Raw genomic sequence first — 22,916 nt, 5'->3', positions numbered from 1 at the left:
AAGATAGAGGGAGGATGTCTCATGGAAAGCCAGGCAGCATTTAACTATCAGCAGCAAGTTGAAGAGATTCGTCTAGCGATGGGGTGCGATTTCGTTGCATTGGCGCTCGTGCAATCCGAGGAGCGGCACTTTCAGATCCGTTGGGAGTTTGCTTCAGGAAATTTAAGTCAGCGCTTTAGACGTATCGTTTTACACTCCGGAAAAGGAGTGGCGGGGATTGTATTCAAGACAGGTAAACCGATATTCGTACCCGATGCTCATCAGTATTATAAAAAAGAAGACATGTATAACTATCCGATTCTCATTGCAGAAGAACTTGAAAGTTTCGCAGCGATCCCTTTGTTTAAATACAACCGTGTGAAAGGGATTCTGCTCGCCGGATGCCGAAAGCAGAAGTGTATGTCCATTGAGAAGTTTGAATTGCTGCAGTCCTTAGTGACACCTACATTCGGACCTTATTATAGTGAGGAGGTGACCGGGATTTGAATGGGCTCAGTCAAAGTGGTATTGGTAATTTGCTGGAACAGTTGTATGAAAACTCTACAGAGGCGATTTTCTTCTTCAGTCTTGAGGGCAGTGTTCTTTCGATGAACAAAGCCGCTGAACAAATTCTCGATCCTCAGGTTGCTCAACTCATGAAGTCCGGAAGTACAGAGGCAATCTGTATGGCATGCAAAGGATTCACAAGTGCAGAAGAAGAACAGACATGCATTTCTTGTTATATGTCCGATCCGGAACGGAATATCCCTTCCTTCCAAGTGTTTTTGGAAACAGTTGGCCGAGGGATAGTGCCGTATACAGGCAGTATTCAAATGATCGATGCAGAACAAGGAATTCGGGTATTCATGCTCCGTGATTTGACAGAGCAATTACAAACGTCCGAAACGTTGCATCAAAAAACGCTTGTCAAACGAGTCATTAAAGCACAAGAAGATGAGCGTAAGCGGATTTCTCGTGAGCTTCATGACAGTGTGGCACAAGAGATGCTGAGTTCTTTAGTGGATTTGCGCGTATTGAAGTATATGAACGTGGAAGACGACGTGCTGAAAAAGGTGAGACAAACAGAAGGATCACTCATGCGTCTGCTTGACGACATCCGTCATCTATCCGTTCAGCTGAGACCCGCAACGCTGGATGACCTAGGGTTGGAAGCTGCATTCCGCACCCACTTCAAATGGACTGAAAAAAATTATGGACTCCTCGTCCATTTCACGAGCAACATGCAATCCCGCCGTTTTGAAGGGGAGATTGAAACTGTCGTCTATCGGGTATGCCAAGAGGCGGTATTCAACGCATTGAAGTATGCAGAGGTAGATGAGGTCGATGTCGAACTTTTGCTAACTTCGGATGTTTTAACACTCACAGTACGGGACCATGGAGTGGGATTTGACTTGAATGCACCAACGTACAAAGGAACAGGCCTCGGATTATTCGGGATGAAAGAACGTGCGGAGCTGGTGGATGCTGCGTTAACGGTTCAAACAGGCATTGGAAAGGGAACGACAATTATACTCACCGTGCCTCTGAAGAAGGAGGAGACGGACATTGAAAATAATCATCGCGGATGATCATGCGGTCGTAAGAAGCGGCTTTATGCACATTTTGAATTTTCAACGGGATATGGAAGTCGTAGCGACAGCGGCAGATGGCTTAGAAGCTTACGACCTCGTTGCTAAACATAAACCGGACGTCCTTTTGATGGACTTGAGCATGCCTCCTGGCGAAAGTGGTCTGATCGCCACTGGGAAAATCAACGAAGATTTCCCGGATACGAAAATCGTCATTTTAACGATGTATGACGACGAAGAATATTTGTTTCACGTACTGAAGAACGGCGCCTCCGGATACGTATTGAAGAATTCTCCTGATGAAGAATTATTTGCAGCAATTCGTACGGTTTATGATGGTGGCACGTATATCCAACCTTCTATGGCGACTTCGCTCGTTCGGGAATTTGTGAAAAAAGATGGAGACGAAGTGGAAACGGATCCATTTAAAATCCTTTCTAAGCGTGAGATTGAAGTTTTGCCACTTGTCGCGAAAGGATATGGCAACAAAGAAATCGCTGAAAAACTGTACATCTCCGTTAAAACAGTGGAAGCACATAAAGCGAAGTTGATGGAGAAGTTGAACTTGAAGAGTAAACCGGAACTCGTTGAATACGCTCTGAAGAAGAAGTTCTTGAATTTCTAAAACTGATTTAGTGAAAACGGAGGCTTCGGCATGGAATCCAAGCGATTCAAATTCGATTTGCCTGCGTTGCAGGTGTTGGAAAACGAGCATCAGTACTTGACGTATCTAATGGATAATTGGCACCCGATTGTACTTGGATTTGAACGGAACATTTACTCGCTGGAAGAGGCTCGTGAAGCGATTATGACGTTGCGAAAAGCACTTATTGAGTTTATCGAGCCGTTTAAGAATCACACAGAGAAGGAAGAAGACATTTTGTTTCCCGAGCTTGCCCAATACATCGGAGGCGACCAGGGGCCTGTGAAGGCAGTCGAGGAAGAGCATGAAGAACTGGATGCCTATATCGGACACTTCCTTCATCATACACGAGGCAGCCTGGATGGTTTGTCACTGAATGATTTCAAAGCTGTGGCGAAAGACGCAGGAGAAGCCTATGAGGCGATAACTGTGCATTTCATCAAGGAAGAAGCGATTATTTTTCCGATGGTGGAATCGATGTTGCGTATCGAGCAGCAAGACGCATTATTCGAAAAGCTTTACACGCCAATTGCATAGCCAATTAGATTGTATGGACAAAGACATGGTAGCGAAAAGCCTTTCATCCCCTATAGAAATGGACTGATATGGATGATTAAAAAAGTGCAATTGCCGTTGCAAACGGCAAACTTAGTCGTAGGTTTCATGGTATGGGTACTCATTTCATCGTTGCTTCCATTCATTCGTGAAGATGTTGCGATTCCCGCATCCCGAGTTGCAATTGTCACTGCAGTTCCGGTCGTTCTCGGCTCGATTTTGCGTATTCCGCTCGGTTATTATGCGAACGTTTTCGGTGCGAGAATCATCTTTGCAGTAAGTTTCATCTTGTTGTTATTTCCGGTGTTTTACATAAGTGCAGCATCCTCATTTACGGACTTGATCATTGGCGGGACATTCTTAGGAATCGGGGGAGCTGTGTTCTCTGTCGGGGTCACTTCGCTTCCTAAATATTATCCGAAAGAAAAGCATGGTCTCGTCAACGGAATCTATGGAATGGGGAATGTGGGGACGGCTGTTACGACATTCGCGGCGCCTGTCCTGGCGGTTCAGTTCGGATGGAGTGCCACTGTTAAATTCTATCTGATTCTCTTGCTTGCGTTCGCGGCATTGAACTTCGTGCTCGGTGATCGCAAGGAACCGAAAGTGAAAACCTCCATGATCGGGCAAATCAAAGGCGTTTATAAAAATGAAAAATTATGGTTCTTTTCACTATTCTACTTCATAACATTCGGTTCGTTTGTGGCGTTTACAATCTTTTTACCGAACTTTCTGGTTGACTACTTCGAGTTGGAAAAAGTCGATGCAGGGATGAGGACAGCTGGCTTCATCATTGTCGCGACGCTGTTCCGTCCGGTAGGCGGATGGCTTGCAGATCGCTTCCAACCATTATTTCTACTCATGGGAGTTTTTGCAGGACTGACATTTGCTGCGGTTTTGCTCGCATTCTCTCCGTCGATCCTGCTCTATACGATCGGTATCATGCTCATTGCACTCACAGCTGGAATTGGAAATGGAGTTATTTTTAAACTCGTTCCGTTTTACTTCAGTAAACAAGCAGGTACAGCAAACGGAATTGTGTCCATGATGGGTGGCCTTGGTGGATTCTTCCCGCCGTTGCTATTATCCGCAGTACATTCCATGACTGGCTCGTATTCGATTGGCTTCATGGCGTTTGCCCAATTTGCACTCGTCAGCCTCGTCCTCGTCATCTGGCTCTATTACATGGATCGTCTGTCCACTGCAAAAGAAGTGTTTGACTCGACGGGTTCAGGGATTCTTGTCACAGATGCATCCGGGAAAATCCTATCGGTCAATCCTGCTTTTACTCGATTGACAGGATATTCTGCCGATGAAGTGATTGGGAAAAATCCGAATGTCCTCAGTTCAGGCAAACAATCCAAGGAATTCTACACCACTATGTGGAGTGTCATTGGTAGCGAAGGATCGTGGCAAGGAGAAATATGGAACAAACGGAAAGATGACTCTGAATACTTGGAGTTATTGACCATCAACGCCATTAAAAATAATGATGGGGATGTAACCCGTTACGTTGGAACGTTCAGCGATATTACCAAAGCTTAAAACGGGGACGGCTGGTCGAATCGACTGGCGGTCCTCTGCTTACTTTTCGCGAAAAGAAGGTGCGTATATTGGAACACCGTTACGCAAGACAAGTTTTGTTCAACTCGATAGGAGACACAGGACAACAAAAATTAGAAAATTCACATGCGTTTGTGCTCGGTTGTGGCGCACTTGGTTCTGCGATTGCAGAGACGCTTGTGCGTGCAGGAATTCGGAAATTGACGATAGCAGATCGAGACTATGTGGAACCTTCCAATCTACAAAGGCAGCAGCTATTCACAGAACAGGATGCCGTCCATGGGGTGCCGAAAGTGGTTGCTGCGGTTGCCAGATTACGTGCAATCCGCAATGATGTGACACTTGTTCCGCTGCTTGAGCATGTCGATGGACCGCTTCTCGAACACTATGCGCAAGATGTGGATATTTTACTCGATGCGACAGATAACTTTGAAGCAAGATTATTACTGAATGACTTCGCCTGGAAATACGGCATTCCATGGGTGTATGGGGCTTGTGTCGGAAGTTCCAGCAGCATATTTCCATTCATCCCAGGAAAGACGCCTTGCTTCAGATGCTTGTTGCCAGTACTCCCTTCGGTCAATGAAACCTGCGATACTGCGGGCATCATTGCCCCTGCCGTTCAACTTACAGCCGCACACCAAAGTACGGAAGCGCTAAAATGGTTAACCGGCAACCGAAAATCGATGCGGACGAAATTGCTGCACACGGATATTTGGCATAATACGCAAGTGGAAGCGGGCATCACCCGGTTGAAAAAGGTGACGTGTGAAACGTGTGGAAGTGCTCCTTCATATCCGTCACTGCATTCCGAGTCAGGTACTCAATATGCGGTATTGTGTGGAAGGGAAACGGTTCAAATCATACCCGCAGCTGAGCGTAAGTTAACGGATGATGATGTCTATCGCGTTGCGGAACGTCTCGGGACAGTGGAAAAGCGTACTCCCTATTTTGTTGAATTTTACGCAGAAGGCTTTCGGTGTGTAGGGTTCTCAAATGGTAGACTTCTCGTCCACGGGTTGAAAGATATTCAAAAAGGGCGCAAAATCTATCACCAGCTGTTTGGATAAGGAGGAGAATGGACATGCAAAAAGGGAATACGGACATGAAGAGGAAATTGAATGTATGTGTGTTGACAGTGAGCGATACACGTACGGAAGAAAATGATAATAGCGGACGACTGATTTGTGAAAGGGTGGAGGAAGCAGGACACGAAGTCATCGCCCGGATCATTTGTCCTGATGATAAGAATGCGATTTTGAAAGCAGTGGAATCATGGATCGGCAAGAAGGACGCGAATGCCATTATTATAACTGGCGGAACCGGCATCAGCTATCGGGACGTGACAATTGAAACGATCCGTCCGTTTTTTACAAAGGAACTGACGGGATTCGGTGAGTTGTTCCGCTACATCAGTTATGCGGAAGATGTTGGCTCGAAAGCGTTGCTAAGCCGTGCAGCTGCTGGTGCAGTAGGAGAGAAAGTTCTGTTCGCCTTACCGGGATCCGTAAAAGCGGTTGCGCTTGCAATGGACCGTCTCGTCATGCCGGAGTTATTGCACATTCACTATGAATTGACGAAGCACTTGTAAGGGATGAAAAAAGACGGATGCGCATTATGCGTCCGTCCTTGAGTAATCTCCGTTTTTCCCGCCTGTTTTGGACTGGAGCATCGTGGGGCCGATGATCATTTCTTTACCAGCTGCTTTACACATGTCATATACCGTTAAGGCCGTCGCTGAAGCGGCTGTGAGTGCTTCCATTTCAACACCAGTGAGGCCTGTCGTTTTCACTTCTGCGCGAATGAGCACTTCATAGTGGCCCACTGATTCATCAACATCCCAGTCGAATCGGATGTCGACGCCCGTCAGTGGAAGAGGATGACACATCGGAATGATGGTTGCAGTATTTTTAGCTGCCATAATCCCGGCGACTTGTGCGACTGCGAACACATCGCCTTTTTTGTTTGTTCCTTCTTTGATCTGATTGTAAATCGCTTCATTGACAAGGATCGATGAACTGGCAACAGCAGTTCGGGATGTTATTGGTTTGTCGGATACATCCACCATCCGTGCGCGTCCTTGCTCATTGAAATGAGTGAGTTCTGCCATTCGAATCATTCCTTTCAGCTCTGATAGATTCAGTATAACAGAAGAAAGCAGGTGCTTTTGATGGAGATGAGAAAACCGATACCGGTAGCCGAAGCAATATCCCGGGTAATGGAGCACGTCCAACCGCTGCGTGCAGAATCGATTTCGTTGGAACGATCGATGGGAAGAATTTTAGCTGAACCGATTGTTGCGCGTCATAGCGTCCCGCCTTTTGATCGGTCGCCTTATGACGGGTTTGCATTCCGAGCCGAAGACAGTGAGGGGGCATCAGGTGACAATCGCGTGCCGTTCACGGTCATTGGTGAAATCGGGGCGGGCTACGTAGGCGAACAACCGGTGGGCCCATATGAGGCCTATAGAATTATGACAGGGGCTTCAATACCTGAAGGCGCAGATGCTGTCGTGATGTTTGAGCAAACTGTTGAAACATCTGAAGGCTTTACTATCCGAAAACCTTTTAAAACTGGAGAAAACATTTCCTATAAAGGAGAAGATGCTGCCGAAGGGGAAACACTTATTGAATCAGGAACTCTCATACATGCTGGAACGATTGCGTTACTAGCGACATTCGGTTATGCAGAAGTGAAGGTGTATCGGCAACCCGTCGTCGGGGTTTTATCTACAGGGACGGAATTGCTGGATGTATCGGATGCACTCATACCCGGGAAAATCCGCAATTCAAACGGTCCGATGGTGAAAGCCCAACTTGCGCGTCTAGGCGTCCCGTTTCAATCATACGGAACCACTTCGGACGACTTGGACGCATGTACGGAAGTGATCAAGCGTGCTCTGGAAGAAACGGATGCACTCATTACAACAGGCGGCGTTTCTGTAGGAGATTACGATCACCTTCCTGCAATATACGAACGTTTAGGCGCTAAAGTGTTATTCAACAAAGTTGCCATGCGGCCAGGGAGTGTGACAACAGTTGCAGTTCTTCGGGACAAGTTCCTGTTTGGACTTTCCGGGAACCCCTCTGCCTGTTTTACAGGATTTGAGTTGTTTGCACGGCCAGCTTTGCTCTCGATGATGGGAAGCACATCCCCTTATCTGCCGCATTTAAAAGCCCGTTTAGCGGAAGATTTCACGAAACCGAATCCGTTCACACGTTTCGTACGTGCCGTTTGGCAAATGACGGAGATTGGTGTGACGGCAGCTCCAGCAGGATTCAACAAATCCAATGCAGTGTCATCGATTGCAAGAGGAAACTGTCTGATTGTCCTGCCAAGCGGTACAAGGGGCTATTCCAAAGGGGATGAGGTGGACTTGTTGCTGATCGGAGCCGAACAAGGTGTGGAGGAGTGGGTGCTTTGAAGACGCTCCATATTGTTGGGTATAAAAACAGTGGAAAGACGACGCTGCTGGAACGTTGGATTGGTGTTTTGAATGCGAGAGGGCTTGCGGTCGCTGTTTTGAAGCATCATGGCCACCGTGGACGGATTGAGTTGCCTTCTGTAGAAACCGATTCGGGTCGCTTTTTTGAGAAAGGCGCAGATGTGACATTAGTGGCAGGCGGAGGGAATGCTCAGCTTTTATTGAACAATGAGCCCTCTTTTGGTGCATTAAAAGCGCTAGTTACATACGATTCACCAGACGTATTGCTGATTGAAGGTTATAAGGATGAGCGTGGCGAGAAGGTTGTTCTCATTCGGAGTGGTGAAGACTGGGATACATTGCAAGAACTCGAAGGAATTCAGCTAGTTATTGGGGAAATCGACTCTGGCGAATATCCAGTTATCAAAGATAGAAGTGAAGGGGCGCAACTCGATAGTTGGTTCATAGATTGGCTGAACAAGGAGGTAGGACATGAAACCATTTGAAGTCGTGGAAACGCCGATTGACCCCCAAGTATATTCGGATTACGTGCTTCATGCCGGCGCCGGTGCAGTCACGTTGTTTACAGGACACGTTCGGGAATGGACACACGGCGTACGGACTGTATACTTGGCATACGAAGCGTACGTCCCGATGGCGGAAAAAAAGCTTGCTGAAATCGGTATGGAAATGGAAACGAAATGGCCAGGGGTCAAAGTCGCGATTGCGCATCGCATCGGGGAGTTGCACATATCGGACATTGCTGTTGTTATCGCTGTTTCTTCCCCGCATCGAAAAGCCGCCTACGAAGCGAATGAATACGCAATCGAACGCATAAAAGAAGTCGTCCCGATCTGGAAAAAAGAGATTTGGGAAGATGGTGAAGAATGGTTAGGCGCCCAAAAGAAATATCCTGACAAAGGAGTCGGTTCGGTATGATTCGTGTACAGTATTTTGCAAGGCTACGAGAGCTTACGGGTAAGGGCCAAGAAACGTTGGATCGGGATCAGCTGACAGTGCAACAGCTATTGGATTGGGCGGAAGAGACGTATCCTGGATTTGGAAAAGACGATATTCAAGTGGCGGTGAATGAAGAATATGCGCTTCCGGAAGATATCATTCGTTCTGGAGATGAGTGCGCGTTCATCCCGCCAGTCAGCGGGGGGTGAAGCCGTGATTGGCATCGTATTAGCAGGAGGGCAATCGAGAAGGTACGGTTCACCTAAAGCATTTGCACAGTATAGAGGAAAGTGTTTCTATGAATACGCGATTGCTGCATTAACCCCTCATTGTACGGAGATTGTCATTGTTGCCCGACCGCAAGACATTGACCGGTTTCCTAGTGGACTGCATGTCGTCACAGATTTGCAGGAGTATGCCGAAAAAGGACCGCTCGCAGGGATTTTAACAGGCATGCATACCATCCAAAGCGACTGGTATGCGGTGCTTCCATGTGATGTCCCCTTCGCGGATGACTCGATCATCCGCGAGCTGCAGAACTATAGAACGGGTCATATGTCCGTCGCGATTGAAGTGGATGGCAAGCCACATCCTCTGCTCTCCATCTGGAACGAGGGGACGGAACCGATGATCCGTGCTTCGCTCGAGACGGAGAATCGAAGCGTTCGTCCTTTGATCGATAACTGGGTGGATGGACAGGCGTTATTGGATGAGAAACCATCCATTTTTGACAATGTGAACAGCCCCGGACAGATTGAAGGGAGATGAAATAATGGAGCCGATAACAGATAAGTTTGGCCGTCCCATTCGCGATTTACGCATATCCGTGACAGACCGATGCAATTTCAGATGCTCCTATTGCATGCCTAAAGAGATTTTCGGAGATAATTACGTTTTCCTCCCGAAAGATGAGTTATTGTCTTTCGAAGAAATTGAACGACTCGCGCAGCTCTTTGCGAAGCTCGGTGTGAAGAAGTTACGGTTAACAGGAGGCGAACCTTTGATGAGGCGCGGACTCCCGGAGCTTGTGGGAAAACTCATGAAAATCGAAGGCATTAAAGATATCGGACTTACAACAAACGCCGTTTTGCTCGGTCAGTACGCAGAACCCTTATACGCAGCGGGATTACGTCGATTGAATATAAGTCTGGATGCACTCGATCCTGAACTATTCGGGGAGATGAACGGTCGGGGAGTGAAGCCTGAAGTCGTCCTTAAAAATATCGATAAGGCGCACGCTTTAGGATTTACAATAAAAATGAATATGGTTGTGAAAAAAGGGACCAATGAGCAAGAAATTTTGCCTATGGCTCAGCACTTCAAAGAGCGCGGCATCACGTTGCGTTTCATTGAATTCATGGACGTGGGCAATGATAACGGCTGGAGTTTCGACAAGGTCGTGACGAAGAAAGAAATATTGGAACGTCTGCAAGCTGTGCACATGCTTGTACCTGTGGAGGAAGAATACTACGGAGAAGTCGCGAAACGCTGGCGTTATGAGGATAATGAGGCAGAGGTCGGTTTCATAACATCGGTTTCCGAGTCTTTCTGTTCCACCTGCACACGCGCTCGCCTTTCTTCAGAAGGGAAGTTGTTTACGTGTTTGTTTGCATCAGAAGGATTCGACGTCCGGGCACTCATTCGAGACGGAGCAACTGATGAAGAACTCGCGATGGCGATTACAGGTGTATGGGAAAACCGTGCAGATCGTTATTCGGATGAACGCACGGAACAGACTGTGAAAAATCGCAAAAATAAAAAGATCAATATGAGTTATATCGGGGGCTGACCAACAGCTCCCCTGAATAGTCAGGGGGATTCACAACATGACAGGAAGAAACGAACCATGCCCATGCGGCAGTGGGAAAAAGTATAAAAAGTGCTGTGGGAAAGTCGGCGATGATTTACTAAGTGCGGTCGTCAATGAAGAGCTCGACCGTATTCTGATTCAATTTTTTGATACATATCCAACTGGCGCTGCCCGGGAGTCCATGATGCACCTTATGCACCAGTGGGCTGAAAAACTGCGCGGGAGCTGGGAACCGGCACACATTGAAGAGGCCGCTTCTGAATTTTATTTATTCATAGAGGACAATTCGCAATGGCGGGAGTATATCCGCAAGCAGCAGTCAGCCGCTGCAAGGGGAACGGTACAGGAGGTTCTTATGAAATGGGAAGAGCCTTTCATGCTGTTAGGTGAAATTACCGCTGCGAAGCCGAATACGTTGGAAGTCACGCAACTTGTGACGGGGGATGTCATGGAACTCGTTCGTATTGAAGGGATGCCTGCTGATGAAGGCACGCTGCTGTTTGGTGTCGTACTGCCGGATGCCCGACGCGGTGAAACTGCCGTAGCACCCGTATCTTCCATGCTGTTTTTAGCAAAATGGAGTAAACAGACGAAGAAATCTCTGCTCGAATTGCGAGAGAAATCCTCTGAAGAGTTGCCTGCAGAGTTCATCCGCAAGCATACACTTGAAATTTATGAGCTTCTTGTAAAACGAAGTATGGCTTCGATGAACGAAATGATTGAAGATGTGCTTGCCCCTGTGCAGTTGACCGCATTGAAACAACTTGATGAACAGCTTGCGACAGCTGAAGAATCTGCTGATGTTCGTGAAATGCTTCAGAAGTTGGCTGTTGCCTACTTTTTGAATACGGAAGTGAAAGAAGACGAGGAATTGGACGTGTCTGCATTTGTGCAAGCAACTCTTCAAATCGGTCAGTCGTTATCGCTCGTCAAATCAGAGGTTGCGCTTGAAACTGCAGAAGACGTTGCAGCTGTTGGGCATTTCTCAACAGAGCTGAGAGAGTTGTACGATGCGATGATGAAAGACGGAGACGCAGCCGCCGCTGCCATCTATGAGATTGGCACAGACCCGAGACCCACTGAGTCGGAGTTGTGGGAAACGGCTATGACGACTTCTGGAGTAGTAGAACCGGAGCGGCGACCAGGTGTAGATGAAGGGCGTGCTCAACGTCTTGCATATGAAGCATATCGCGCAGAAACTGAAGACAAGCGCCGGGAATTGGCTGAAACGGCATATTCCATTGCACCGGATTTGTCGGATGGTCTCTTGTTGAAAGCGGAAACGATTGAAGACGTGGGCAAGGCGAGCGGATTATATGAACGGGCAATCCAGGAGGCAAGCAAACGTTTTGAAGCAGGAGAAAACCCATGGCAGAATATCCCGAACCGGCCGTTCATGCGCGCTGCGTTTGCATATGGCGTTCATTTGTTCATGCATGGGGAGTTCAGCGAAGCGGCAGATGTGTTTATGGACCTCGTTCGTATGAATACGACAGATAACCAAGGCGCTCGCTATGAAGCGATTGCTTCTTTGATCCACGCGAAACGTTACAAGGAAGCAGGAGAACTACTGGTCCGTTACGAACGAGGATCAGAAAACGATGCCACTTATTTATATTTGGATTGGAAATTGGAAAACGAAGCAACAGGCGGTGCGTCGGATGAAGAGACCGGTATGCTGAAGAAAGCCTCTGCTGCAAACGGCAACGTCATGCACTTGATGGCTTTCCGTGCCCAAACAATTGAATACCCGCGCCACGAGCGTCTTGAACCGGGAAGTAAAGAGGAAGCTCGATATATTTGGTTACTACTGAACGGACCGAGTGGCGTGAAAAGGTAATGGATCAGATCGAATAATCGGATGAACCGCGGAAGTGATCATAAATCTGGGGATGTGCTCATAATGAGTTCAAAACGCTCATAAATAGGGTGACTTGCTCATAAACCGAGGAAAGTGATCATAAACCTAAGTAAGTGATCATAAACCTAAGTAAGTGCTCATAAAGCGTGAAAAGTGCTCTTAAATCTCAAAAAATGATCATAAGCTCTATACTCCACGAAATGCTGAATCACAATTACACAAAAAAGCTGTCCGCGTTAGCGGGCAGCTTTTCCTTTCCATCAACACTCATTTACCGCCTAACAAATCAAACAATCCGCCTGCGACACTGCCTTCACCTTTGGAACTGCCTCCGGGTATTTGAGGTGCAGAAGCGAACACCCGACTCGCAAGACGAGAAAACGGAAGTGATTGGATCCAAACAGTCCCTGGTCCGCGTAGTGTTGCGAAGAACAATCCTTCTCCGCCGAAAAGTGCGGTTTTGACACCTTTCACAGTCTCAATCGAATAATCTATATCGTGAGTCATCGCAACTAAACATCCAGTATCTACGCGCAGCGATTCGCCGGGCTGCAATTTCTTTTCAATGATGGTTCCGCCTGCGTGGACGAATGCGAGCCCATCGCCTTCTAATTTCTGCATGATGAACCCTTCACCACCGAAGAATCCTGTGCCAAGTTTGCGTTGGAACTCGATGCCGACAGAAACCCCTTTCGCAGCTGCAAGAAATGCATCCTTCTGGCAAATGATTTTACCGCTATGTTCACTTAAATCCATCGGAATGATCTTTCCTGGATATGGAGAAGCGAAGGATACGTGGCGCTTTCCGGTTCCAGTATTCGTGAAAGTCGTCATGAACAAACTCTCTCCCGTCAACACCCGCTTGCCAGCTCCCATGATTTTGCCGAACAATCCACCGCCATTGCCTGAACCATCCCCAAAGATGGTTTCCATTTCAATGTGGTCCTCCATCATCATGAGCGCACCGGCTTCTGCAACCACAGTTTCCTGGGGATCTAGCTCAACTTCTACAAACTGCATATCATCGCCGTGAATTTTATAGTCGATTTCGTGATTGTTCATGATTGGTTCCCCCATAATTCAAATTTATTACTCAGTTATACGATAGGACCTAAAGGAAGGTTTCAGTTATTCGTATTGCACGCGCCTTTTTTTCGTAGATCTTTCACTTCTTTAATTTGGAAACATAGCTTCGTGATTTCATCTGCATACGGTGTAGAAGAAAAGTGTTCCTGGAACGAGGAGGTTACGGATTCCAGAATGGTAGGACCACTATTTCCAGTAACGAGCTCTTCCAATAGAAACGTCACATATTCAATTCCTTTGTCTTCCCGATCTTTTTCAAAACGAGTAAGAATGTCCCGCAGTTTTTTCATTAACACTTCTTTTGTATCTTCATTGTCATTGTACGTTAACTTGTCAAGAAGCGCTTTGCCCAGTAACTTATCACCACTCGCCATCATGCCTGCCATGATATCATCGAGACGGCGTATTGCAAAAGGCACGAGTTGGTCGTAATTGAAAGAATCCTTTTCTCTTCCGCCAATTTTCACAAAATGATGGATATGTTGCATCATACCGACGAGCATAACGGCACCATCCGCATTATAAGGTTCAGAGTCGGGACCGTAGACTTCTAGCAACCGTCCTGATAGCCAGGAGATTTCAGATAAATATTGTTTTTTGACGAAGGTTCTCATTTCGTCATCTTTCGAAAAGAAAACCGCTTCATAGATAGGAAGTAAGTTCCGTTCCCGGTCTACATGGGCGCGAGTGACAATCTGCAAAGCGAAAATCGTCTTATCGGTTCGGTCTTGTCCAAGTAGCAATTTTCGGCGTCTAGTGATCGACTCCTCGTTTGCCATTTCGAGTATGGACAGCAGGCATTCATTTTTCGAACTGAAATAATTGTAAAACGTGCCTTTGGAAATTCCTGCGGCGGTCAAAATATCCTGAACAGAAGTTGCAACGATCCCTTTTTCTTGAAACACTTGCTGAGCAGCTAGAATGACTTTCAGTTTCCGCTCGTTCATCACATCACCTTTTTGTATGTTAGTATACTGACAGTCTACTCCCGAAACCTCTATTTATCAACGGAATTCAAACATCGAGATTTTTTTGTTGATTTTTTTGGACTGTGAGTATAAAATGTTCTTCATGATGTTTTTCGAGGTTCGAACTAAATAAGGAAATGGAGGTATTGCTGGATGGAAACTAATGAACACATTAAGAAGATGCAAGATAAGCCGCCATACGGCATAATCGCGATTTTATTCATCGGGGCTTTTGTTGCGATCTTGAACAATACATTGCTTAATATTGCACTCCCAACAATTATGGACGAATTTAAGATCACCCCTTCCCAGGTGCAATGGCTTACGACGGGCTACATGCTTGTCGGCGGTATTATGATGCCAGCCAGCGCTTTTTTCATTCTTAAATTTAAAAACCGACAGCTGTTTTTAACAGCAATGGCGCTGTTTTCAGCAGGAACATTTTTGGCGATTGTTACACCGAGTTTCTCGTTATTAGTAGCGGCACGGATGATTCAAGCTTCCGGTGCAGCGCTTCTAATGCCACTTCTAATGAATGTCATGCTCGTTGCGTTTCCTATTGAAAAACGCGGGCAGGCACTTGGTTATTTTGGACTCGTCATGTTTACAGCTCCAGCGATTGGACCGACACTATCCGGATTCGTCGTGGAGCACTACTCTTGGCGAGCGTTGTTCATCATCGTTTTACCGATTGCATTATTCACGATGGTGTATGCGTTCTTCAAACTGCACAACATTACACCGAATAAGCCAGTCAAAGTCGATGTCTTCTCTATCGTACTTTCAAGTATCGGATTTGGTGGATTGTTGTATGGATTCAGTTCCGCAGGGAGTAAAGGCTGGACTGCCATTGAAGTCTATGGAACGATTATTATAGGTGCGATTGGACTTGTTCTTTTCGTCACAAGACAGCTCAGAAAAAAAGATCCAATGCTCGACTTCAAAATCTACAAGCACCCGATGTTCGCGCTGTCCTCGATCATATCGGTTGTCGTATCCGTAGCTATGTTCTCAGGAATGATTTTGACACCGCTCTATGTACAGAGCGTCCGTCACATTTCACCGCTTGACTCAGGTTTGCTCATGCTGCCGGGTGCTGTCCTGATGGGAATCATGTCACCGATTACAGGTAAGCTGTTCGATAAATATGGACCAAAAGGACTCGCGATTACAGGGTTAACAATCACGATGCTCACAACGTATATGCTGAGCCAGCTGACGATGGATACAGGCTATTTTGAACTTATGGCGATCTACACTGCCCGGATGTTCGGACTATCCATGGTGACCATGCCGATCATGACGAACGGTATGAACCAGTTGCCGATGGTGTCAAACCCACATGGTACTGCCATGAACAGCACCGTACAACAAGTTTCAGGTGCAATCGGATCTGCCATTCTCTTGACACTCATGACAAAACGGGCAGAATCGACAGGAGCAGAGATTGCTGCAAACGCAGCAACGTCTGGAAAACTGCCGACAGACGCATCAGGTTTGGCGGAATTCAAAGTGCAAGTCGCCCAACAAGCTCAGCTCGACGGCATTAACCATGCGTTCTTCATCTCAACTATCATTGCTGGCGTAGCACTCGTCTTGACGTTGTTCATAAGACGCGTACTTCCTCCTAAATTAGAAAATCCGATGAATCCGGTGATGCCAGCGGAAACAAAAACGAATAGCGATAACGTATAATTACAAGCCCTTCATTGGAATGGAATTTCCGATGAAGGGCTTTTTGTTTGGAATCCATTCATTCGGGTTTTCCTTCTCCATAGAGTTAAGTAGCAACTAGATATCCTTCAGCAAGGTTAAAAGATTGATTGGTAGCGCTGCGCTTATTTTTAGTGACCATTTCATGCATAGGCTTGGGGTGGACTAAAAGATATCACCCAGATTCCCATTTGTCAGGAGCTTAGTCAATCAAGAGACAAAATAAAAGCTTAGTAATCGCTCCTATCTCAGGAAATTGTTCATAAATCTGATGAAGCGCTCATAAACCGTGGAAAGTGATCATAACCGCAGGAAAGCGCTCATAAACTGAGGAAAGTGATCATAACCGCAGGAAAGCGCTCATAAACCGTGGAAAGTGATCATAACCACAGGAAAGCGCTCATAAACTGAGGAAAGTGATCATAACCGCAGGAAAACGCTCATAAACTGAGGAAAGTGATCATAACCGCAGGAAAACGCTCATAAACCGTGGAAAGTGATCATAACCACAGGAAAGCGCTCATAAACCGTGGAAAGTGATCATAACCACAATAAAACGATCATCCTCAAATGCAACCAATCAAATTCTCCACGTATCTAATGAAAGGAAATCGTAAACTACTGTCGAATAGAGTATGAAAGGGCTTACAAATCTATCGATCTATCTGGAGAGGGGAATGCACTAATGAAACTGAACAATTACATCAATGGACAATGGGGAAACGAGACAGGAGCGGACTATACAGCAGTGAAAAACCCAGCGAACGGAAAAACGTTAGCGGACGTTCGCCTGTCAACAGCGGAGGACGTCAGCGAAGCGGTCGCTGCAGCGAAAGCGGCGCAAAAGAAATGGGCCCGGGTACCCGCACCGAAACGGGCAGATTATTTGTATGAAATCGGGCGAATCATGATTGAAAAGAAAGAGCATCTTTCCCATGTGCTTACAAAAGAAATGGGGAAAGTCATAGAAGAAGCGCGTGGTGAAGTCCAAGAAGGTATCGACATGGCCTATTACATGGCAGGTGAGGGCCGCCGTCTCTTCGGTGAAACCGTTCCCTCTGAACTCGATAACAAATTCGCGATGAGCGTTCGAGCACCAATCGGCGTTGTCGGGTTAATCACACCATGGAACTTCCCTGTCGCCATCGCAACGTGGAAATCGTTTCCGGCGATTGTGGCGGGCAATACATTCATCTGGAAACCTGCGACGGAAACGCCGATGATGGCGTATGAAATGGCACTCATCTTTGAAGAAGCCGGTTTACCTGCAGGTGTGGCAAACGTCGTATTCGGAAGCGGCGGCACCGTCGGGACTGCGCTGATCGAGCATCCGGATGTCCGTGTTGTCTCATTCACCGGATCGACGGAAACAGGACGCCGTGTTGCGGAACTGGGCGGACGTCATTTGAAAAAAGTCTCGCTTGAAATGGGGGGCAAAAACGCCATTATCGTCATGGACGACGCGGACATAGACCTCGCCGTTGAAGGCATTCTTTGGAGCGCATTCGGTACAGCCGGGCAGCGTTGCACTGCATGCAGCCGAGTCATTGCGCATAGGGATATAAAGCAGGAACTTGAGCAAAAGTTGCTGGAAGCGATGAAAGACCTGACGATTGGAGATGGGGCGGACGAATCGAACAAAATCGGACCTGTCATTAATGCAAAAGCACTCGAGAAAATTAGTTATTACGTCAATGTCGGTAAAGAAGAAGGCGCGAAACTGCTAGCAGGCGGAAACACATTGACGGAAGGCCATTATACAGGCGGGCATTACTTTGAACCGACCCTCTTCACAGACGTTGCACCGGATAGCCGGCTTGCGCAGGAAGAAATCTTCGGACCTGTCATTTCGTTGATAGAAATCAGCAGTTTAGAAGAAGCGATTGAAGTGAACAACAGTGTGGTGTATGGCTTATCCAGCTCGATTTTCTCAAGAGACGTCAACAGGATTTTCCAAGCACAACGAGATCTTGACACAGGGATCGTTTACGTAAACGCCGGAACAACTGGTGCGGAAATCCACTTGCCATTCGGCGGAACAAAAGGAACGGGCAATGGTCACAGAGACTCAGGTGTTGCGGCGCTCGACGTATTCACGGAGTGGAAGAGCATTTACGTAGATTTCAGCGGTAAGCTTCAGCGGGCACAGATCGATAACAACTAAAAGGAGGCTGATTGGATGAAAGTCGTCGTATTAGGTGCAGGGTTAATGGGGAAAGAAGCCGTTCGGGATTTGGTGAAAAGTGACGGGGTGACAGCTGTCTATTTGGCGGATCAAGACGTTCGAAAAGCGGAGAATTTTGCAGATGAGCTCTTGTCCGACAAACTCAGCATCTTAGTACTGGATGCTCGTAACGAATTGCAACTGAGTGAAGTCATTGCGCTCGGTGACGTCGTCATCAATGCACTGTTCTACACATTCAATGAGCAGGTTGCAAAACTGGCAATCGAAGCGGGCGTTCACTGTGTGGATCTCGGAGGTCATATCGGCGGAGCGACGGATGCTGTCCTTCAAATGAAAGAACAAGCAGAAGCGCGCAACGTCACGGTCATCCCGGACCTCGGTGTCGCCCCCGGGATGATCAACATCCTAACTGGCCTCGGAGCGGATAAATTGGATAAGGTCGAGTCCATCCGCTTGTTTGTAGGCGGCGTGCCCGTCAATCCCGATCCTCCGCTTAACTATAACATCGTATTTTCATTGGAAGGGGTCTTTGACCATTATACCGATACTTCTCGTGTCATCCGAGGCGGGGAAATTCTGGAATTGCCGTCGTTATCAGAAATTGAGACGGTTCATTTCGATGAATTCGGTGACATGGAAGCGTTCCATACATCAGGTGGAACTTCCACACTTATAGAATCGTTCCCCGATGTTCAAACGCTTGAGTATAAAACATTGCGTTATCCTGGACACGCTGAAAAGTTCCAATTGCTCGTAGACCTCGGCTTATTGTCGCGTGAATCAACCATCCAAGTCGATGGCAAGCCACTACGCGTCCGTGACGTCATGCGTGAACACCTCACACCTCAAATGCTGCTCGGTGACAAAAAAGATGCCGTATTGCTCCGTGTCCTTGTAAATGGCGAGGCTTCCGGCATGCCTGCAACTTTTGAGTACAACATGACCGTGACCAAAGATACGGATATGAACGAAACCGCAATGGCGCTCGCGACTGCGAATACAATATCCGTTGTCGCTCAGATGATCGGCAGCGGCACGATTACAAAACGTGGAGTTTATCCGCCGGAATTGATTGTTCCGGGAGATCTATATATAGAAGAGATGGGCAAACGGGGAGTTCACATTACAGAAGACGTACACACTGGTGAAGCTGCCCTCTAATCCGCTGGATGCGAGGAGGAACAGAGATGGATTTCAATTTTACGGAAGAACAGTTACTGCTTCGTAAAACGGTAAGACGATACGTCGATGATCGAATCCTTCCGAATATCGCGAAATGGGATGCAGAAGGCGGTTTCGATCCCAAAGTCTGGAAAGAACTCGCAGACCTCGGGTTCATGGGGACGTGTATTCCGGAAATCTATGGCGGCAGCGGTATGGATTATAACGCTCTTGCCATTTTGTGTGAAGAACTGGAACGCGGGGATACCGCGTTCCGAACCGCGGTATCTGTCCATACGGGTCTGAATTCATTGACACTCCTGCAATGGGGAACGGAAGAACAGAAGCAAAAGTATTTGACCCCGCAAGCAACAGGCGAGAAAGTCGGCGCATTCGGATTGACGGAGCCTGGTGCGGGATCAGACGTTGCAGCGATGGCTTCAACCGCTGTTCTTGAAGGCGATGAGTATGTGCTGAATGGGCAGAAAACGTGGATTTCACTATGTGATCGTGCAGATCACTTCCTCATCTTTGCTTATACGGATAAATCGAAAAAACATCATGGGATTTCTGCGTTCATCGTCGAACGTACAATGCCCGGGTTTTCATCCAAAGCCATCAAAAACAAATATGGCATCAAGGCGGGCAACACGGGCGAATTGTTTTTTGAAGACGTCCGCGTTCCTGCAGCCAACTTGTTAGGGGAAGAAGGTGAAGGGTTCAAAATCGCGATGTCTGCGCTCGATAACGGACGTTTCACAGTAGCGGCTGGTGCTGTTGGTCTGATCCAAGCTTGTATGGAAGCGAGTGTCGCTTATTGTGAAGAGCGTACTACATTTGGAAAGCCAATCGGTCAGCATCAGCTCGTGCAGCAAATGATTGCACGGATGGAAGCGGGCTATCAAATGAGTCGCCTGCTCGTTTACCGTGCGGGTGAATTGAAAAACGCCGGGCTGCGTAATACACGCGAAACGTCACTAGCAAAATGGCAGGCGTGTGATTTTGCCAACCAAGCTGCAGACGATGCCTTTCAAATCCACGGCGCATATGGATATTCGGACGATTATCCGGTCGCACGGTTTTTGCGTAACTCGAAGGCCCCGGTTATCTATGAAGGAACACGGGAAATCCATACGATCATGCAAGCCGAGTATGTGCTTGGGTATCGGCAAGACAAGCCTCTCAACAATATGTTGCCGTCCTGGCCATTCGAAGAAATCGTGTAACTTTCACATTCCCAATAAGAACAATACACAAAACCGTAAAATCAAATTTGGATGAAGCCTTGTTATGCGTCTGTTACATCCATTGCTGTAGATACCAAATCCGCGATATTGGGAGAACCTTTCGAAATCACAGCAGAAAGTCTCGAAGCCTTAACAGGTTATCGGGACTTTTCCACGTAAGTTCTAACTATTTTATTCTGATAAATCCAATAAAATAGTTTTTTGGTGGAAACTATGATAACATAAAGTAGTTGGAAGAATTCAACATTTTTCGCATTATATTGTGAAAGATTTCATAAGAAAGGGGAAATACAATTGAATATTACGATTGTCGGTTCAGGACACGGAGGTTCTACCGCGGCTGCTTGTCTAGCGCGAGATGGCCACCAAGTCAGTATGTTGAAGCTCAGCAATCAGCCAAACGAGCATTTTGCCAAATTGGAAGAAACGAAGTGCATCACATTGAAAGAGGGTGATGAACAACAAACCGTTTTGCTTCATGCTGTGACACGAAATCCTGCAGAAGTTATTCCACAAGCAGACATTATCCTCATCTATTACGTCTCGAATTACCACAAGTCCCTCGCGAGCGCTTTAGCTCCACACTTGCACAAGCACCAAACCGTCTACATTTGTCCGGGCTATCTCGGCAGCTTGTACTTTTTGAACGAATTAAAACGAATCGGCAGAACGGAAGACGCCCCGCTGTTCGTTGAAGGTGAAACGTTGCCATATAGCTGTAGGATCACAAATCCCGGTGAGGTCACTCTGTATTCAGAGAACTATGGACATCCCATTGCGTCACTCCCGGCAGATCGTGTTCAAGAGGCATGTCATACGCTAAGACCCGTTCTTGGCAACTGCATCCCGCGTGAGACCATTGCGGAAGTCGCCCTCCATAACCCGAATCTCATTATGCATACAGTCGGGATTGCGCTGAACGCAGCATATATCGAGAACTCTGAAGGCCAGTTTTCGATGTATACGGAAGGGTTCACTCCATCCACATGGAAAGTGGCAAACGAGTTGGATCAGGAAAAAATGGATATGCTCGAAAAAATCGGCTCCAAACGCCGATCCTATATTGAAGAGTTCAAAGTACGTACATTCACTAACCCTGAAAACCAATCAGATGACGAAGCATTTGCCATCTATGCGGACAGTGTTAAGGACTTGCATACAAAATCGGTCAACAACCGCTATATTACTGAAGACGTCCCCATGGGTCTCGGTCTCCTTCACTCACTTGGAAAGCACCTCGGACTGCCAACGCCTGTAGCCGATTCCATCATCACCCTCGCAGGTACAATGGTTGGAGACGATTACTTCCGAGATGCGCGCACAGTAGAAGAACTAGGATTTGAAAATGCCGAGGAATTATTGTCATCCATCAGTCCTAATAAGAAATCTCAAATTGAATAGAACAAGAATAACGGAGGTCCAAAGCGGCCTTCGTTTTTTCTTTGAGAATCTGGTCAAAACCCCTTGCAATCTTTTAAAAGGGAGAGTAGTATAAGGAATGACCAAATGACCGTAATTGAATTATAGTCATTTCACGATGAAAGAGGTGGGTACATGGATCGCAGAACGGAGATTTTGGAAGCCGCTGCAAAATCCTTCGCACTGTTTGGCTACAAAGCAACCACTATGGACCAAGTCGCCAAAATTGCAAACGTTGGGAAAGGGACAATTTATACATTCTTCGCCAACAAAGAAGAACTGTTCAACGCCATTGTTGTCGGAATGATTGAAGAGATGAGGACAAAAGCGGAAGCCGCCGCTATTGTAGGCGGTACATTTGAAGAAAATGCGCATGCTCGTCTCATGTCGATATTGAAATTCAGAACGACGCACCAACTGTACGCCAAACTGATTGATGAAGGTAAAGAAATCCGGACGCCCGCTGTACAAGAAGTGTTAGCGGATATCGAAACACAGATTGTAAAATTCATTGCTGAAAAAATCCAAAAAGGCATTGATCGCGGTGAAGTGAAATCATGCAACGTCGAAATGGTTGCCTATTTGTTATTCAAGTCGTATATGGCACTCGTTGTGGACTGGGGAAAAACCCACGGTCAAGAGTTGGATGAAACTGAAATCATCGACTTACTAAGTAATACCATCTTTAAAAGTCTCATAATCTGAGACTTCTTTTTTCAAGCAATAATGACCATAAAGCTAAAACGGTCAACC

General features: G+C 46.8%; 23 protein-coding genes. 20 read left to right on the top strand and 3 right to left on the bottom strand.

Annotated features, from left to right (window positions below):
- Positions 1 to 21 precede the first annotated feature (21 nt).
- From H9659_RS10275 to H9659_RS10245, 7 genes are all read left to right on the top strand, one after another.
- Positions 22 to 486, top strand: coding sequence for a GAF domain-containing protein (locus H9659_RS10275; RefSeq protein ID WP_191690151.1), 465 nt, complete (start codon positions 22 to 24; stop codon positions 484 to 486).
- Entirely contained in the window at positions 483 to 1,568 is a 1,086-nt protein-coding gene (locus H9659_RS10270; RefSeq protein WP_225217771.1) for a sensor histidine kinase, read from the top strand. Before H9659_RS10275 ends, H9659_RS10270 begins: the two co-directional genes overlap by 4 nt.
- Positions 1,546 to 2,193, top strand: a complete 648-nt coding sequence (locus tag H9659_RS10265; RefSeq protein WP_191690149.1) for a response regulator — start codon at positions 1,546 to 1,548, stop codon at positions 2,191 to 2,193. The genes H9659_RS10270 and H9659_RS10265 overlap by 23 nt, the downstream gene beginning before the upstream one ends.
- 30 nt (positions 2,194 to 2,223) lie before the next feature.
- On the top strand, positions 2,224 to 2,748 hold the full coding sequence (locus H9659_RS10260) for a hemerythrin domain-containing protein (protein ID WP_191690146.1): 525 nt from the start codon (positions 2,224 to 2,226) through the stop codon (positions 2,746 to 2,748).
- Between the two features lie 72 nt (positions 2,749 to 2,820).
- Positions 2,821 to 4,311, top strand: coding sequence for a nitrate/nitrite transporter (locus H9659_RS10255; RefSeq protein ID WP_191690144.1), 1,491 nt, complete (start codon positions 2,821 to 2,823; stop codon positions 4,309 to 4,311).
- Positions 4,312 to 4,379: 68 nt separating this feature from the next.
- Positions 4,380 to 5,399: a ThiF family adenylyltransferase gene (locus H9659_RS10250; RefSeq protein WP_191690142.1), complete on the top strand. Its 1,020-nt coding sequence runs from the start codon at positions 4,380 to 4,382 to the stop codon at positions 5,397 to 5,399.
- 14 nt (positions 5,400 to 5,413) lie between these two features.
- Positions 5,414 to 5,920 carry a MogA/MoaB family molybdenum cofactor biosynthesis protein gene (locus tag H9659_RS10245; protein ID WP_225217770.1) on the top strand — a complete coding sequence of 169 codons (507 nt, stop codon included), beginning with the start codon at positions 5,414 to 5,416 and terminating at the stop codon, positions 5,918 to 5,920.
- Positions 5,921 to 5,944: 24 nt separating this feature from the next.
- Here H9659_RS10245 and moaC read toward each other — a convergent pair whose 3' ends face one another.
- Complete coding sequence (moaC, locus tag H9659_RS10240; protein ID WP_191690138.1) at positions 5,945 to 6,439, bottom strand: cyclic pyranopterin monophosphate synthase MoaC; 495 nt, start codon at positions 6,437 to 6,439, stop codon at positions 5,945 to 5,947.
- Between the two features lie 57 nt (positions 6,440 to 6,496).
- Here moaC and H9659_RS10235 point away from each other — a divergent pair, with 57 nt between their 5' ends.
- The 7 genes from H9659_RS10235 to H9659_RS10205 are packed head-to-tail and all read left to right on the top strand — an operon-like array spanning position 6,497 to position 12,363.
- Positions 6,497 to 7,753, top strand: a complete 1,257-nt coding sequence (locus H9659_RS10235) for a molybdopterin molybdotransferase MoeA (protein WP_191690136.1) — start codon at positions 6,497 to 6,499, stop codon at positions 7,751 to 7,753.
- Positions 7,750 to 8,259: a molybdopterin-guanine dinucleotide biosynthesis protein B gene (mobB, locus tag H9659_RS10230; protein ID WP_191690134.1), complete on the top strand. Its 510-nt coding sequence runs from the start codon at positions 7,750 to 7,752 to the stop codon at positions 8,257 to 8,259. The genes H9659_RS10235 and mobB overlap by 4 nt, the downstream gene beginning before the upstream one ends.
- Positions 8,246 to 8,692 (top strand): molybdenum cofactor biosynthesis protein MoaE, encoded by a 447-nt coding sequence (locus H9659_RS10225; RefSeq protein ID WP_191690132.1) that lies wholly within the window; start codon positions 8,246 to 8,248, stop codon positions 8,690 to 8,692. Before mobB ends, H9659_RS10225 begins: the two co-directional genes overlap by 14 nt.
- Positions 8,689 to 8,922 carry a molybdopterin converting factor subunit 1 gene (gene moaD, locus H9659_RS10220; RefSeq protein WP_191690130.1) on the top strand — a complete coding sequence of 78 codons (234 nt, stop codon included), beginning with the start codon at positions 8,689 to 8,691 and terminating at the stop codon, positions 8,920 to 8,922. Before H9659_RS10225 ends, moaD begins: the two co-directional genes overlap by 4 nt.
- Before the next feature lie 4 nt (positions 8,923 to 8,926).
- Entirely contained in the window at positions 8,927 to 9,481 is a 555-nt protein-coding gene (gene mobA / locus H9659_RS10215) for a molybdenum cofactor guanylyltransferase (protein ID WP_191690128.1), read from the top strand.
- A 4-nt stretch (positions 9,482 to 9,485) separates the two neighbouring features.
- Positions 9,486 to 10,502, top strand: a complete 1,017-nt coding sequence (gene moaA / locus H9659_RS10210) for a GTP 3',8-cyclase MoaA (protein WP_191690126.1) — start codon at positions 9,486 to 9,488, stop codon at positions 10,500 to 10,502.
- A 37-nt stretch (positions 10,503 to 10,539) separates the two neighbouring features.
- Positions 10,540 to 12,363 (top strand): SEC-C metal-binding domain-containing protein, encoded by a 1,824-nt coding sequence (locus tag H9659_RS10205; protein ID WP_191690124.1) that lies wholly within the window; start codon positions 10,540 to 10,542, stop codon positions 12,361 to 12,363.
- 288 nt (positions 12,364 to 12,651) lie between these two features.
- Here H9659_RS10205 and H9659_RS10200 read toward each other — a convergent pair whose 3' ends face one another.
- Together H9659_RS10200 and H9659_RS10195 are read right to left on the bottom strand one after the other, a co-directional pair.
- Positions 12,652 to 13,446 (bottom strand): TIGR00266 family protein, encoded by a 795-nt coding sequence (locus tag H9659_RS10200; protein ID WP_191690122.1) that lies wholly within the window; start codon positions 13,444 to 13,446, stop codon positions 12,652 to 12,654.
- Positions 13,447 to 13,508: 62 nt separating this feature from the next.
- Positions 13,509 to 14,417, bottom strand: a complete 909-nt coding sequence (locus tag H9659_RS10195) for a TetR/AcrR family transcriptional regulator (RefSeq protein WP_191690120.1) — start codon at positions 14,415 to 14,417, stop codon at positions 13,509 to 13,511.
- A gap of 174 nt (positions 14,418 to 14,591) precedes the next feature.
- Here H9659_RS10195 and H9659_RS10190 point away from each other — a divergent pair, with 174 nt between their 5' ends.
- The 6 genes from H9659_RS10190 (at position 14,592) to H9659_RS10165 (ending at position 22,868) form a co-directional block, all read left to right on the top strand.
- A complete protein-coding gene (locus H9659_RS10190; RefSeq protein WP_191690118.1) occupies positions 14,592 to 16,133 on the top strand; it encodes a DHA2 family efflux MFS transporter permease subunit in 1,542 nt (513 codons plus the stop codon).
- A 703-nt stretch (positions 16,134 to 16,836) separates the two neighbouring features.
- Positions 16,837 to 18,315, top strand: coding sequence for an aldehyde dehydrogenase family protein (locus H9659_RS10185; RefSeq protein ID WP_191690116.1), 1,479 nt, complete (start codon positions 16,837 to 16,839; stop codon positions 18,313 to 18,315).
- Between the two features lie 15 nt (positions 18,316 to 18,330).
- Complete coding sequence (locus tag H9659_RS10180; protein ID WP_191690114.1) at positions 18,331 to 19,497, top strand: saccharopine dehydrogenase family protein; 1,167 nt, start codon at positions 18,331 to 18,333, stop codon at positions 19,495 to 19,497.
- A 26-nt stretch (positions 19,498 to 19,523) separates the two neighbouring features.
- The gene (locus H9659_RS10175; RefSeq protein ID WP_191690111.1) at positions 19,524 to 20,723 is read left to right on the top strand and encodes an acyl-CoA dehydrogenase family protein; all 1,200 of its coding nucleotides are present in this window, start codon (positions 19,524 to 19,526) and stop codon (positions 20,721 to 20,723) included.
- Positions 20,724 to 21,038: 315 nt separating this feature from the next.
- Entirely contained in the window at positions 21,039 to 22,145 is a 1,107-nt protein-coding gene (locus H9659_RS10170) for an NAD/NADP-dependent octopine/nopaline dehydrogenase family protein (protein WP_191690109.1), read from the top strand.
- A 153-nt stretch (positions 22,146 to 22,298) separates the two neighbouring features.
- A complete protein-coding gene (locus H9659_RS10165) occupies positions 22,299 to 22,868 on the top strand; it encodes a TetR/AcrR family transcriptional regulator (protein ID WP_191690107.1) in 570 nt (189 codons plus the stop codon).
- Positions 22,869 to 22,916: the final 48 nt, after the last annotated feature.

This window comes from Sporosarcina gallistercoris (assembly GCF_014836415.1).
GTDB classification, from domain to species: domain Bacteria; phylum Bacillota; class Bacilli; order Bacillales_A; family Planococcaceae; genus Sporosarcina; species Sporosarcina gallistercoris.
Note: the sequence above shows the minus strand (reverse complement) of the source record. Positions and strands in the feature narration are given on the sequence as shown.